Origin of the sequence: Desmospora profundinema, from assembly GCF_031454155.1 — a bacterium.
In the GTDB taxonomy this organism is placed as follows: domain Bacteria; phylum Bacillota; class Bacilli; order Thermoactinomycetales; family DSM-45169; genus Desmospora; species Desmospora profundinema.
This window is the reverse complement of the sequence record NZ_JAVDQG010000011.1, coordinates 1-14,044: the sequence shown is the minus strand read 5'-3', so window position 1 is coordinate 14,044 and position 14,044 is coordinate 1. Positions and strand designations below refer to the sequence as shown.

Here is a 14,044-nt window from a genome sequence, read left to right as displayed (position 1 = left end):
AAAGAGCTTGAATTGCTCATCATAAGAATTGAACAGGGTCGTTCATTCGCTCTTCAGTTTTCAAGGAACGCTTCTGTTGTCCGCCTTTCGGCGTGTGCCGCTCTCTTGCGGCGACAAATAATACTATACCACCTTGGAATATATGAGTCAACACTTTTTTTAAAAACAATTACGATCCATCGATTTCAGGATCCCTTCGCTCCCCTGACGCCAAATGTCATCAGGCGATAGCGCTGCTCGGACATCCTATCCTGCTGCAGTGTGATTTCCTCTACTAAGGATCGCTTCACCATTTCTTCTACTAAAAGAGACAGATCGACAACGAGGCCCTCCGAACCGATTTGCTGGTTTAATTCCCGCAGGCTCCACATCCCTTTTTGTTGATGCAAGAGATTCAACACATAACGCCCATACCATTCCAGCTTGGACAATACAGCGTATTCAACCGCCAACAATACGAGGCGAATCCGTTGTTCCGGCGATTCTCCCCCGGATGCCAATTCCTGATACCATTTGTGAATGCCGGGGTGCAATTGGCGAACTTGATTCCACAAGTCTTGTCGGGGAAATTCACCGGCTTCCATCACTGCCAACCTTCCCCACCGTCTCAACATTTCCTGGATGAAGTAATAGGCATCCATTCCTTCTCCCAATTTTAAATGCCAACGACTGCGCTGGTACCCGTCCAATAAACCGCATAATTCGATACACATTTTTTTCATCCGGTACTCCGTGGGAAATTGCCGCACGATATGGGTTAACTCCTTCACTTTCCGTTCCGGATCGTATAAGATTTCTCCATTTAGAATCCACTCCACCAAGTCTGGATGCTCATCCGCTATAATCGACGCAAATGCATGGGATAAGGAGACCCAGACCGTCTTGACCCGCCATGAACGGGAACAATACACGGCCGCTTTTTCAGCCGGTTTTGCTTCTTTGGAAAACACGAGTACCAAAAGGTCTACTGGTTCCAAAGCGGTGAGGTGAGCCGGAGGCGACGGGATTGCGAGCGCACCGATCGCTGCCGAATGGTGCTCCATCTCCTTTTTTATTTCGGGGTAAATCTGATCGCGCATCGTTCATCCCCCCCTCATTGGAAGGCCATAACAGCCGATTACCCGTTGGGTTGTAATCACCATTTCGACGGGGTTAGCAAAACTCCTGCCAAGCCACCTTTTTCCTCGCGGTTTTTCGGGAAAGCTTCATATCCTGTGCTTTTCTTCCATGTTATACTGTGGGAACAAGAAAGAAAACCATCGGATTGGTGTCAACCCCATTCACCTACCGGTCAGGGAGGAATTCCCATGTTGTTCGCCAGCAAGATTAACAAATTCCGCACGGTTGCCCTATTGCTGATTTTTCTGGGAGTCGGCGTCATGTACTTCGGTTTCTTATGGCCTTCCGCCATGCTTCTCTTTTTCCTGTTGGGACTTTTGACGATCGGCGGCAGTGTAGCCATTTATTTTTGGGTGGGAATGTTGTCCACCCAAGCGGTGCAAGTGGAGTGTCCCGAATGTACACGTACGACTAAAATTCTGGGGAAAACCGATCAATGCATGTACTGTAAAGCATGGTTGAGCTTGGATCCCAAGCACGCCCCCGATCAAAAGGGATAAACGGATTTGTAAACCCCCCCGCCTCCAACCGGCAAGGCGGAAGGGGGTTTTATTCAAACGAAGAAAAAGCTTCCGCAAGGACGGAAGCATCATTCATCATGATCGGTTTGCAAGCGGTTCTTTGGACTCCTGCTCCTGACAGGAGCGGCAACGGCCATAAATCTCCATGCGATGGTTTTCCACTTGGAAGCCGGTAACCTTAGCGGCTTCTTCTTCTACTTTGATTAAGGAAGGATACTCAAAATCCACTATTTTTCCACATTCACGGCAGATGATGTGGTAATGCTCATGCATATTGGCATCAAAGCGACTGGACGAGTCTCCGTAGGTGAGCTCGCGTACTAAACCGGCTTCCTTGAATACACGAAGATTATTGTAGACCGTGGCTACACTCATGTTGGGAAACCGCCCCTCCAACGCTTTGTAGATGTCATCAGCGGTGGGGTGGCCCAAGGAGGTCAGCAAGTATTCCAGTATGGCATACCGCTGTGGTGTCATCCGAACACCGGTCGATTTTAGTTGTTCTACTGCCCGATTCAGGCGGTTATTTTCCATCCCCATCCACCTCGCTCTATTCCACCAAGCACCCAGGCATAAAATGATTCTCTTTTTAGAATATCTATAAACAGTCTACTGTCCACCCTCTCGGTTGTCAATGGGTCTGATCCCCCACCTGATTTTTACCGTGCCAACACAGAGGCAAAAGATCACACTGATGGCACTTGGGATTGCGGGCGGCACACACCCGTCGGCCGTGCCAGATCAGTCGATGGTGGGTCAGGGTCCAATCCTTGCGGGGAATCCGTTTGGTCAGCTGACGCTCCGTCTCCAAAGGATTGTCGCTGTCGGCCAACGCCAACCGGTTGGCCACCCGTTGTACATGGGTGTCGACTGCCAAGGCGGGAACATCGAAGGCATTGGACAACACCACATTGGCGGTCTTTCGACCGACACCGGGCAACGCTTCCAACTGGCTGCGTTTTTTCGGAACCTGCCCCCCGTATTGTTGTACCAATATCCGACAGGTTGCCAAGATGTTTTTACTTTTATTCCGGTATAAACCCAAGCCTCTGATCTCCTCTGCCAGCTCCTCCTCAGTCAGTGGAAGAAAATCCTCGGGAGTGGGGTATTTGGAAAATAATGATTTCGTCACAATATTAACCTGCCGATCCGTAGACTGGGCGGATAAGATAGTGGCAATCAGCAGTTCGAAGGGATTGCGGAAATTCAGTTCACAGTGGGCATCTGGATACAGTTCCGCCAGGGTTTCCAACATCTTTTTTGTTTGCACCCGCTTCGGTTTGGAAGAGGCTTTCCCCACTGTTCTTCCCCCTTTTTGTCTCAATATCCCTTAAGCAAATCCAATTCGTTTTGCAGCGGTTCGTCTCCCTTCAGATAGAGGGAGAGGTTTTCTTGAAAAATGTCCAACGCCCTTGTCATATACCCGGGAGAACGTCCAGACAGGTGAGGGGTGAGAAGGACATTATCCAGATCCCAAAAGGGATGATCCGCCGGCAAAGGCTCCCGTTCAAATACATCCAGAACCGCTCCACCGATCCTCCGGTCCCGCAGTGCCTGTAACAGTGACTCCTCGTTTACAACACTTCCCCGAGCCATATTAATAAGATAGGCATCCGGCTTCATCCAACGCAATTCCCGTTCTCCAACAAAGTGTCGTGTGCGAGGGGTGAGCGGCAAGGTGATCAGGACATAATCCGCTTGGGAAAATACCATTTCTCGCTGGTCCGGGGTAAACATACGGTCAAAGTGATCCACCGGAAGGCCCGATGTGTTCATCCCCCAAACCTGGATGTCAAAAGCCCGCGCTCGTTTAGCAACCGCCTGTCCGATCGCACCGGCACCGATAATCGCCAACGTTTTTCCACACAGTTCACCCATACGGATAGTCCTGTCCCAATGTTTCTCCTGTTGTAACAAGTATAGATGATGGACTCTCCGGGTCAACTGGAGCAAAACGGCCATGGCATATTCCCCCATGGGAACGGCGTGAATCCCGCGAGCATTGCTGACACGGATGCCGTTATTTCGCAACGTGTCAAAGGGCAGCCATTCCACTCCCGCACTAATCACATGGATCCAACGAAGTCGCGGAAATTTTTTTACGATAGCATCATTCAAATCTTCCCCGTAGGTAATCAGTACATCCGCATGGGCCGCTTCCTTCTCGGCTTGTCCGATATCGGTACAAAACGTGTAGGAAACGGCAGGAAAACACTGGCGTAACCGCTCCTGATGTTTTTTTCCTATTTTGGCAGATGAGACAACGTGTATCATCTTTCCCCTCCCTCGGGTTATGGACGCATCCTCGCCTCCACGATCAATTCTGTGCTGTGAGGACCAAAGGGTTCACGCCGAAACCCTCCGTACCGCTGGGTCACTTCCAAACCGGCCAACTGGAGGAGATGCATCAATTCAGACGGGTATACATATCGCAGGGAAAAGGTGGTGCGAAGACGCTCAATCGTGGTCCCGTCAGGGTCGAAGCGTTCATAATATCGGGCTACATCCGCCCGTTGGTGAAAGTGATCATACCGGGTTCGATCACTCACTTCCACCACTTCACCCGTACCGGGTATGGAAAACGTTCCACGGTGAAGGATACAATCCTCCTTTTCCACCATCCACTCCACATGGGGGACAAATACGTTCAAAGCCAGCCGCCCTTCTTCCTCCAGATGTTCCCGGATACATCCCAGAGCGGCCAACTGTTCCCTTGCATTCATCAAATGGAGGAACGAGCGGTAAGGGATAATAACGAGAGGAAAACGCCGTTCCAGGTTAAACTCTTTCATATCTCCTTCTATCCACTCACAACGATCCACTAATCCCCATGCCATTGCTTTTTCCTTTGCTCTGTCCAACATACGGACCTCCCGGTCCAGGCCCACCACCTCCACTCCATGGCGAGCGATTCCCAGCGTACACCGACCGGTTCCACAACCCAACTCCAACACGGGCCCACCGGTATTTATCGCTAAATCCGCATAATACGCTACATCCCCATCCAAACCGTTGGATGTCCAATCATAGTAATCGGGAAAGCGATACATCTGTCTTCATTCACCTCATTCCTTCCAGACAGAAAGAAAGGGTTGGGCAACACCCCAACCCCTGTACCGTGAAAGACCGTTATTTCAGGTGATCACGTACCCAGATCAGTGCCTCGTCTACGTGTCCATCCACCTTTACCTTGCGCCAAGACCGAGCGAGGTTTCCTTCCTTGTCGATGACAAAAGTGGAGCGGACAATCCCCCATTTTTTCTTGCCGAACATGTTTTTCTCCTGATAAACCCCGTATTTACGGCAAACTTCGGCCTCGGTGTCGCTTAAGAGCAAAAACGGTAAATCGTATTTGTTGATAAACTTCTCATGGGACTTCAAGTCATCCATACTGACTCCCAGAATAACCGTATCCAGATCGGCAAAATCCTGCTGTCGATCCCGGAAATCACAGGATTCTGCGGTACATCCCGGAGTGTTGTCTTTTGGATAAAAATAGAGAATCACATTTTTTTCTCCGCGGTAATCGGACAGCGAAACGTTTTCCCCATTGGATGCGGGCAATGTAAAATCCGGTGCTGCACTTCCCTCTTTCAACATAGGACTATGCACCTCCCTGTCTGTATCTCTTTTATTGTACCACGACAGAAAAATAAACCAAAAAACCGCCCCGATTCACGTGAGGCGGTAAAAAGGAAGACCTACCACTGTATGATCCGGTATGCGCAAAGGATAAAAAGACGGGACATGATTTCCTGCTGTTTCCCTTCCCCTGTAAGCTTTTCCGGCTTCTGCTCCACCTGACGGACCGGGCAGCTCTCCCGGTATCCCGGGCGGTGCTCCGGGCGGTGCTCCAGGCGGTTCCTCGGGCGGTACCTCGGGTGGCGTCCCCGGCTCGACCGGGATTCTGGGGGGAAGCCCTGCTTCGGGGGGCATCTCCTCCTGAGGAGGGGAGACGGGAGGGGCCGCTCTTCCCATCGTCATATTGAAGGTATTTCCGAGATTGACCGACCCACCGGCGGTAACGGTGCTGACCTCGATAGATTGGGTTTTGATGCATATCTCCATCCAAATCCACCCACTCTCAGACTTGATCGATGATGTCCGGGTCGATGGCTTGGTTTTGTTCCAGGTCAATATTTCGAGAGAAATCCCCGATGGGGGACGACCCACCTAACGACTTGGAGTTACTCTCCGCTCCGATATTGACGGTGTTACCAAAGTTGACGGACCCTGCGCTGGAAACACTGTGTATTTTTAGATTGAAGATATTATTGATTGTCCCCATCGCCGATCCTCCCCGCCGCCTAGGTCTAACCTATCCTATGTGTCTGATCTGGGCGGTGTGATTTCCCTTCAATTCTCCGATACGCGAATAGAAGGGGATTCGGTTGGGGTATTCCTGTCCTTTTTCAGCAGCAATTCGATAATCCCACGACGATAGCGCGCCCGGTGATGGCGACGGCTTACTGCGACACCCAGATCCACCTTCCGCTCAAATGACCCGGTATAACGCTCCCTGACCACTGCACGATAATGGGACTTACGGGAAGGGATTTCCCCCCGCAACCACAGAGCTCTTCCTTCCACCCGTAACACCACTTGAGAAAGATCCTGAATGCCGGGCAATTCAATGAGAACCAGTACATCTTCGTTACCGTGGTAAACATCCACCAACGGCCTCTCCGATTTGTCAATGGGAACGGTCTCTTCCATCTCTGCCCAAAAGTCATCGCCCAGGAACTGGCGGGCTAAGCGGCTCCATTTGGAAAACTGCTGATGGGGGTTCATGGAGCTTCTCCTTTCCGACCGCAAGCTCTCATTCATCAAGATATGCACACACCCCGGCAAACGTCACTCCTCCACCATTCGTTCATCGTCTCCCCCAGGTAACGAACAGTCGGTTTAGATTTCGTTTTATGCTCCAATGTCCTTAACAGCAGTGCATGCTCTCCATAGGCAGGGCCATATAATGGAGATAGACGGGGGCAAACCGGAGGTGATACCCTCATGATCGTCGCACACCTGTGGGATCGACTAAACCGGATGGAACAGGAGATGGAACGCCTGCGCCAAGAAAACATCGAATTAAGAAAACAGATTGAATCCCTCCAACCCATCTCGATTGAACGATTAGAGTATAAAATCCAGGAATTGAGTATCCAAACCTTGAGCGGCACACTTAATATCGGCCTTACCACCCATAGTGATGGACAGGGTCTTGAAAAATGGATTGAATCGATGCACCGTGATGGAAAGGCCAACATGGAATTAGGTGAATTAAAGCCTGGTGATGCGCTTCCCATCGAAGATGAAAGTTCTCCTCAAACAGACGGATCCAAGGGTGACAGCAACAATCTCGGAGGTGAAACACCCCGGAAACCCTCTTCTTGATCGATTAGTTTCCCGCTCCGCGATAGTGACGGATTCCCCAGTTCCATACGACAATCCCCAGCCCCAGGTAGATCAATCCCATCACTGGTGTCAGCAAAGCAAACGTGAGCCAGCGGTCGTCCCGCAGCAAAAAGCTGGCGGGATAAAAACCGACAAAAGCAAACGGAAGCAGCCAGGTCAGGACCCACTGGATAATGGAATGGTAGATGTTCACAGGATAGCGACCGTAATTGCCCACATTATACATAATGGGTTGGATATCAGTCTTTGAATCGGAGAACAGGCTGATACTGGTCAACAGGACGTGTATGCCTCCATAGATGGCTGCTCCACCGATTACAAAGAGGAAGAACAACAAGGGATCCATCCAATGGAAGGTCCACTCCATCTGCCAAACGGCCCATCCCATCACCAAAAGGCCGGTTACGGCGCCTACAAGGGACTCCGGTGTCATCGTTTCCATCACAATTTGATACAAACTGTGAACCGGACGGGTTAGTACACGATCCATTTCCCCTTTAATAATATAGCGTTCATTGAAATCCCATAAATTAAAGAAAGCAGAGAATACCGCAAAGGGAACCAGAAAATAGCCATAAATGAAAATCACTTCTTCCCGGGTCCATCCGCTCAATTGAGTGGTATGGGTGAAAACCACCAGAATAAAGATGAGGTTAACCGCCTGAAACAGCAAATCGGTCCCCAATTGAACCAAAAAATCACTGCGATATTCCAAACGGACCTTCAGGTATTGAACCAGGTAACGTAAAAAGAGCTCGGCTTGAAACATCGCTTACCCTCCTTGCACAACCAGACGTCTGCGTGCATGGAACCACAATCCCCGGATCGGGATCCAGAGAAGCAAAACCCAAATCGCCTGTACCATCAGAAAGGACCACAACTCCTCCATCGGCATCCCATGTGACAGGATGGTGCTGGGTACATAGCTGATCCCCTGAAAAGGAAGAAAAGACAGCCCCTGCTGCGCCCATGCGGGGAAAAAGTGAAGGGGGATTACTAATCCGGATAAGAGGTCGACCATCACCCGTTTGGCGCGAATCAACCCGTTATTGTTCAGGATGAAAAATGCAAACAGTCCCGTCAGGATATTGATCTGCGTATTGATGAAAAAGCCCAGAATCAAACTGACGGCAAACCATCCCCACACCGCCCCAAAGGTCGGCAGCTGAACAGGGAAAAGGAGGGAGACGATTACCATGCCGGGAACGCTGAACATCAGCAAACGAAACAACCCTTCACCCAAACCCTGAAATCCTTTCACCCATAAATAGTGATAAGGGCGAATCAGCTGGACCGCCACCGTTCCATCCCGGATCTCCTGCGCAATCTCCCGATCCAGGTTGTTAAAATAAAAGGCCCGCGACATCCAGGCTACGGCCACATAGGTGGTGATCTGCACGGCTGTGGTTCCATTAAGGGATTCGTTCCCCCCGTATATGGCCATCCACAGGAAATAGTAGACCCCGATATTTAAGCTGTAGATCACGATGCCACTGTAGTAGTTGACACGGTAGGCCAACATCATCAGAAAACGGATCCGGACAAGCTCCCGATAAGTGTTAAGCATGCCGGATACCCTCCCGGTAGATCCTCCGTACAATCTCTTCAGTGGTGGTCTCCTCCAGCCGCACTTCCTGGATTGGAACATGGGGAGTGAGACGATTGAGAAGATCGGACATGCCCGTCTCGCCCATGGTATTCAACTGAGCGATAAAACGACGATCATCTTCTTTATGCCAATCGGCAACCTCTCCTGCCCACTGTTGCAGGTTCCGCAACGACACCCTGTCGCCGAAAACAAATCGAATGCGTGCTTTTCCACTCCATTGTTGACGAAGCTCCTCGAGACCACCGTCATAGATGATCCGGCCTCGATCCAACATCACCACTCGATGACATAGTGCTTCGATGTCGGAGATATCGTGCGTGGTAAGGAGGATGGTGGTTCCATACTCCTGGTTCACTTGACGGAGGAATTGACGAATGTTCTCCTTCACCAATACATCCAAGCCAATCGTCGGTTCGTCCAAAAAAACCAAACGAGGTTGGTGAATGAGAGCGGCCGCCAATTCACAGCGCATCCGCTGTCCCAGACTCAGCTTCCGAACCGGCTGATCCAGAAGTGAACCGATATCCAACACTTCAATCAGGCGGTCCATATGGGAACCATATGCCCCCTCCGGTACCCGGTACAGTTTCTGTAATAACCGAAACGATTCTCTGACTGCGATGTCCCACCACAATTGGCTGCGCTGCCCAAACACGACACCGATCGTCCGGACAAACGACTCCCTCTCCCTGTGCGGATCAAATCCATTTACCTTTAACACGCCGGATGTCGGTTCCAAGATACCGGTCAACATCTTAATCGTGGTCGACTTACCCGCACCGTTTTCTCCGATGTATCCGACCACCTCCCCGGAATCGACGGACAGATCGATGGCGTCCACCGCTCGGACCGTGGTGTATTGCCGGTTTAAGAGATCGCGAAAGGCACCTGTCAGCCCCGGACGGCTCCGGTACAATTTGAATTCCTTGGTTAACCCCTTCGCTTCAATACTTCGCACCCCTGATCCCCCCTCTGGTTCTCCTCCTGTAAAAAAGCACCCCGTCGGCGGGATGCCCTCTTCGTATTTGTCGTTTTCTTTAGTATTCCTGGATAACCGGATGAAGCATCAGTTCATCCACCACCACATGACGGGGGGCGGAAGCCATGTAGAGGGCGGCTTCCGCTACATCTTCCGCCTCCAGCCATCCTTCCTTTTCCGAAGCTCCTTGCTTGGTATCGTTAAAATACGTATCCGTCATCCCTGGACGAATGCTTCCTACCCGAATCCCCAGCTTCCGCACTTCCTTGGACAAGGCACCGCTCAACCCTTCCAGGCCGAACTTACTGGCACAGTAAGCCGCTCCTTTGGGGATGGTTCGAACCCCCACATCCGAAGAGATATGGATGATTTGTCCTTGCCCCCGGTCGATCATGGGGTCCAATACGGCCTTGGCAAACAGAAAGCTGCCTGTCAAGTTAACTCGGATCACCTGCTCCCATTCATCCAGCGAAATATCCTTGATCGACTTAAAACTGCCAATACCGGCGTTGTTGATTAAGATATCCACTTTGCCGAATTCATCCAGCGCCCGGGAAACCGCAGCATCCACATCGGCTTCACGGGTGACATCCGCTGGAAAAGGGACCGCTTTACGCCCTGATTCCCGAACCCTTTCCGCCACACGCTCCAGGTCGAATTCGGATCGGCCCACCAATAAAGAATCGGCTCCTTCTCTGGAAAATGCCACCGCGATGGCTTCCCCGATTCCTCGGCTTGCGCCGGTGATGATAGCCGTTTTATTTTTCAATCTCACGATTACGATCACTCCCATACAAGCCGTTTGCACTTAAACGGTTCCCGCCGCATCATTACTTCCACTTGGCCTTTGACGGCTCCTTCCTATCATAGAAGGAAGATCCGGTGCATGCAAGAAAACCGTTTCCCGCTGACTGAAATTTTTTCCCAAACGGCCGGGATCAATGAGCGTGTTGATGAATCAAATCAGACAATTTGGTTTCCACTCCCGCTCCGTCATGTTCCAGGTCGGCTTCCGTCACCTGGAGACGAAGGGTACGCTTATCCAAATCAAGGGCTTCCTCCAAGGATCCCATCAGATCCGTCGCACGACGGTCCAGGAGCAGAATTAACTCCATCTCCCGCTCACCGATATAAAACATGACTTCCAGACTATTCAAGCTCCTGCGCAGATCGCCTGTCGGATGAAAAACAAATTCCTGAATAAAAGGATGACGAGAATAATATTTCTCAAATTCAAAATCGATGTTGACTAACTGGAAGCCGATCCGTTCGACTACCTTCAGGACTTGTTCTACCATGGGATGGGGGAGAACCTCGATCCCATCGTGGTCATCCGGATCCACCGCCATCTTGATATTTAAACCCGTCTTCAAATAAACCGGACATCCCCCCGTCGTCACTGGAGTATCTTCCGGCAGATGGATTTCAAAGGGAATCACCTTAGATTCACGGGGACCGATGGTAAACACTTCAGAGAGGCGAAATTCTTCCATCACATACTCATGCTGAGAACCGTCTTGGTGATACACCACTACCAAAAACAAATAAATCTCGTCCACTTCCTGCTCTACTTGTCCACCTTGGATGTGGACCTCCCCTTCGATCAAACTTCCCTGTCGATATCGGGTCTGCTTGAGGCGGGTGTCCACTTTGGCGTTGCCGACTCCAAAACGGGCCAACGCCTTGTTGAAAAGAGACATATCGCGTTCCTCCCCGAAGCAAATTTATCTCAGCAACGTTTGGATGGTGTCGACGGGGCTGTCGATCGGATCGTGCTGATTGTCATGGTCATAAGTGAGTGTGCCGTCAGGGTCGTCCAGTTGCCAACTGAAGGACGTCATCATCTTACGGGAACCCCGTATGATCTCCACATCCATATGGACTTCATGGCTGTCCACGTCAAAGAATAAGTTCAATTCATCCAGATACCCGTGATACCGTTCCGCCGGCCGGAACTGAAATATTTGCAGGAAAGGAAGTTGCTTGCATTGGGGGGAATACTCGTTGAATACACGGTACATGATGAAGCCCGACCGCTCAATTTCACCCAGCACTTTTTCCACTGTTCGGTGCGGGAAAACCTCGATACGATCCAAATCCTTGGGATCTACCGCCATCTTGATATCCAGCCCCGTTTTTAAATGAATGGGAAAGCGCCCGCAAGACATAGGCGTATGATAAGGCAGACGGATTTGAAAGGGGATGATCTGATACTCCTTTTGCTGAATGACAAAGGATTCGCTCAGCTTGTAATGTTCCAATACATGCTGAATCTTCTTATCGTTTCTAAGGTATTCGACCATCAGGTATAAATAAATGTCATCCACCTGCTGACTGGCATGGCCGCCGCGAATCAATACTTCCCCCTTCACGATGTCCCCAGGTTGGAACTGTGAAGTCTCCAAGCGGGTATCCACTTTTGCCGACCCGACTCCCAAACTGGCTAAGGCTTTGTTAAACAAGGCTTTTTCACCTCCTGGAATAGGAAGGGATGGGAACGGTCACTCCCATCCCTCGTCGTAAATCGAAGACACACCACGCACTCTCATGGAATCATCCGATCCGGGTTCAATACCCGATCCGCTTCTTCTTCGCCGAGAAGCCCTTCTTCCATCACGACTTGACGCAACGTTTTTCCTTCTGTGTAGGCTTTTTTAGCAACTTCAGCCGCTTTGTCATACCCCAGAGACGGATTCAGGGCCGTTGCCAACGCCAGGGATTGCTCAACCAGTTCTCGACAACGCCTTTCATCCACTTCCAACCCGGCCACAGCTCGCTTGCGAAAAACTTCCATGGCTCTTGTCAGGATATCAATGGACTGGAGTACATTATGGGCGATTACCGGCATCATCACATTCAGTTCCAATTGAGCCCGTGTACCTGCTGCCGTGATGGCTGCATCGTTTCCGATCACCTGTACCGTCACCATGTTAACCATTTCGGCCATCACCGGATTCACCTTGCCAGGCATGATCGAAGAGCCGGGTTGAACTGCGGGCAGTCTCATCTCCGCCAAACCCGTACGGGGACCTGAGCTCAGCAAACGCAGATCGCTGACGCATTTATCCAGATGAACGGCCAAAACCTTGAGGGCACCATGGACTTTAATAGCCGCACCGGTGTTTTGTATAAACGCAAACCGATTATCCGGTTCCCGGAACGGCAAGCCCGTTCGGTCAGCCACCTCCTGTACTGCACGGTCAGCATATCCTGGCGGTGTGTTGATCCCGGTTCCCACGGCGTTTCCACCCAGACCTATTTGATATAACAGCGGCAAGCTCTCACGAATCCCGTCCAATGCATGTTCCAGCGACTGACCATACGCGGATAACTCCTGTCCTACACGCAATGGAACCGCATCCTGCAAGTGTGTCCGTCCCGGCTTAACAATATTGTCAAACACTTCTGCCTTGTGATGAATTTCCCTGATCAAGCGTTCAGCCGCCGGGATCAATCCTTGATGAATCGTCTCTGCAGCGGCGATGTTTATCGCCACATGGATCGTGTCGTTCGTGGACTGCCCCCGGTTCACATGGTCGTTGGGATGAACCCGTTCCGTTTCTCCCACACGTCCTCCCAGGATTTCAGCCGCACGGTTGGCAATCACTTCGTTGGCATTCATGTTTTGGGAAGTGCCCGCTCCCGCTTGGTAGACATCCACTACAAAATGATCATCCCAGCGGCCTTCCATGACTTCCTCGGCAGCCTGGATGATCGCACGGGCTAAATTGGGCTCCAACTGTCCGCAAACTTCATTGGCCCTCGCAGCAGCGGCCTTTACAATGCCTTGTGCACGGATAAACGAACGGGGAAGCCGCATTCCGCTGATCGGAAAGTTCTCTACGGCGCGTTGGGTTTGTGCCCCGTAATACATGGACTGAGGAATGCTTACTTCTCCCATCGAATCCCGCTGCACACGTGTTTTTGTATTCATCGAGTACACCTCCAAAGGGAGTGGTTCCTCTTTATTTTCCCTTTGGGTTATCGATTGAACACATGTTGGACGTACTCTTCCAATTGTTTGGCAATGGCGTCATGTGCTTGGCGTTCTTTTTCCAAACGACGCTGTTTTGCCCAAGCTTCCTGCTCTTTTTGGTGATATTCCGCTTCCAGGCGCGCTTGGCGTTCCGCCTCTTCTCTGACCTGACGCTCCGCTTCCACTTGCTCTGCCGCTTCCCGCTCCAGGTGTACTTGGCGCTCCGCCTCTTCCTGGGCACGGCGCTCGGCTTCCGCCTGCTCTGCCGCTTTTGGCTCCAGGTGTTCGCGCTCCATCCGCTCCGCTTCCAGGCGTGCTTGGCGCTCCGCCTCTTCCTGAGTCCGGCGCTCGGCTTCTGCCCGTTTTGCCGCTTCACGCTCCAGGCGTTTGCGTTCCATCCGCTCCGCTTCCAGGCGTGCTTGGCG

Annotated in this window: 17 protein-coding genes and 1 pseudogene; 2 read left to right on the top strand and 16 right to left on the bottom strand. The window is 51.2% G+C overall.

Annotated elements, in window-relative coordinates; genetic code table 11:
• Window positions 1-185 precede the first annotated feature (185 nt).
• Window positions 186-1,079 (bottom strand): nucleotidyltransferase-like protein, encoded by an 894-nt coding sequence (locus JOE21_RS17600; protein ID WP_309868775.1) that lies wholly within the window; start codon window positions 1,077-1,079, stop codon window positions 186-188.
• A gap of 228 nt (window positions 1,080-1,307) precedes the next feature.
• Between JOE21_RS17600 and JOE21_RS17595 the strand changes: the two genes are divergently transcribed.
• Entirely contained in the window at window positions 1,308-1,619 is a 312-nt protein-coding gene (locus JOE21_RS17595) for a DUF2614 family zinc ribbon-containing protein (protein ID WP_309868774.1), read from the top strand.
• A 96-nt stretch (window positions 1,620-1,715) separates the two neighbouring features.
• On the opposite strand, the gene perR is transcribed toward JOE21_RS17595, so the two are convergent.
• From perR to JOE21_RS17560, 7 genes are all read right to left on the bottom strand, one after another.
• Entirely contained in the window at window positions 1,716-2,174 is a 459-nt protein-coding gene (gene perR / locus JOE21_RS17590; RefSeq protein ID WP_309868772.1) for a peroxide-responsive transcriptional repressor PerR, read from the bottom strand.
• A 97-nt stretch (window positions 2,175-2,271) separates the two neighbouring features.
• Window positions 2,272-2,895, bottom strand: a complete 624-nt coding sequence (gene nth, locus JOE21_RS17585) for an endonuclease III (protein ID WP_309868776.1) — start codon at window positions 2,893-2,895, stop codon at window positions 2,272-2,274.
• 65 nt (window positions 2,896-2,960) lie between these two features.
• On the bottom strand, window positions 2,961-3,914 hold the full coding sequence (locus JOE21_RS17580; protein WP_309868770.1) for a D-2-hydroxyacid dehydrogenase: 954 nt from the start codon (window positions 3,912-3,914) through the stop codon (window positions 2,961-2,963).
• Window positions 3,915-3,931: 17 nt separating this feature from the next.
• Window positions 3,932-4,690, bottom strand: coding sequence for a class I SAM-dependent methyltransferase (locus tag JOE21_RS17575; protein WP_309868769.1), 759 nt, complete (start codon window positions 4,688-4,690; stop codon window positions 3,932-3,934).
• Between the two features lie 79 nt (window positions 4,691-4,769).
• Window positions 4,770-5,240 (bottom strand): thioredoxin-dependent thiol peroxidase, encoded by a 471-nt coding sequence (gene bcp, locus JOE21_RS17570; protein ID WP_309868767.1) that lies wholly within the window; start codon window positions 5,238-5,240, stop codon window positions 4,770-4,772.
• A gap of 484 nt (window positions 5,241-5,724) precedes the next feature.
• The gene (locus tag JOE21_RS17565) at window positions 5,725-5,928 is read right to left on the bottom strand and encodes a spore germination protein (protein WP_309868764.1); all 204 of its coding nucleotides are present in this window, start codon (window positions 5,926-5,928) and stop codon (window positions 5,725-5,727) included.
• 68 nt (window positions 5,929-5,996) lie between these two features.
• Window positions 5,997-6,431, bottom strand: coding sequence for an Hsp20/alpha crystallin family protein (locus JOE21_RS17560; protein ID WP_309868762.1), 435 nt, complete (start codon window positions 6,429-6,431; stop codon window positions 5,997-5,999).
• Window positions 6,432-6,650: 219 nt separating this feature from the next.
• Between JOE21_RS17560 and gerPC the strand changes: the two genes are divergently transcribed.
• Window positions 6,651-7,034: a spore germination protein GerPC gene (gene gerPC / locus JOE21_RS17555; protein ID WP_309868759.1), complete on the top strand. Its 384-nt coding sequence runs from the start codon at window positions 6,651-6,653 to the stop codon at window positions 7,032-7,034.
• A 4-nt stretch (window positions 7,035-7,038) separates the two neighbouring features.
• On the opposite strand, the gene JOE21_RS17550 is transcribed toward gerPC, so the two are convergent.
• The 8 genes and pseudogenes from JOE21_RS17550 to JOE21_RS17515 form a co-directional block, all read right to left on the bottom strand.
• The gene (locus JOE21_RS17550; protein ID WP_309868756.1) at window positions 7,039-7,824 is read right to left on the bottom strand and encodes an ABC transporter permease; all 786 of its coding nucleotides are present in this window, start codon (window positions 7,822-7,824) and stop codon (window positions 7,039-7,041) included.
• A 3-nt stretch (window positions 7,825-7,827) separates the two neighbouring features.
• Entirely contained in the window at window positions 7,828-8,622 is a 795-nt protein-coding gene (locus JOE21_RS17545; protein WP_309868753.1) for an ABC transporter permease, read from the bottom strand.
• A complete protein-coding gene (locus tag JOE21_RS17540; protein ID WP_309868751.1) occupies window positions 8,615-9,622 on the bottom strand; it encodes an ABC transporter ATP-binding protein in 1,008 nt (335 codons plus the stop codon). Before JOE21_RS17540 ends, JOE21_RS17545 begins: the two co-directional genes overlap by 8 nt.
• Before the next feature lie 79 nt (window positions 9,623-9,701).
• The gene (locus JOE21_RS17535) at window positions 9,702-10,418 is read right to left on the bottom strand and encodes an SDR family oxidoreductase (RefSeq protein ID WP_309868748.1); all 717 of its coding nucleotides are present in this window, start codon (window positions 10,416-10,418) and stop codon (window positions 9,702-9,704) included.
• Between the two features lie 163 nt (window positions 10,419-10,581).
• Complete coding sequence (locus JOE21_RS17530; protein ID WP_309868745.1) at window positions 10,582-11,343, bottom strand: sporulation protein; 762 nt, start codon at window positions 11,341-11,343, stop codon at window positions 10,582-10,584.
• A gap of 24 nt (window positions 11,344-11,367) precedes the next feature.
• Window positions 11,368-12,105, bottom strand: a complete 738-nt coding sequence (locus JOE21_RS17525) for a sporulation protein (RefSeq protein WP_309868743.1) — start codon at window positions 12,103-12,105, stop codon at window positions 11,368-11,370.
• 83 nt (window positions 12,106-12,188) lie between these two features.
• Window positions 12,189-13,577 (bottom strand): class II fumarate hydratase, encoded by a 1,389-nt coding sequence (locus tag JOE21_RS17520; protein WP_309868740.1) that lies wholly within the window; start codon window positions 13,575-13,577, stop codon window positions 12,189-12,191.
• Between the two features lie 47 nt (window positions 13,578-13,624).
• Window positions 13,625-14,044, bottom strand: a pseudogene (locus JOE21_RS17515) (hypothetical protein); the annotation flags it as partial.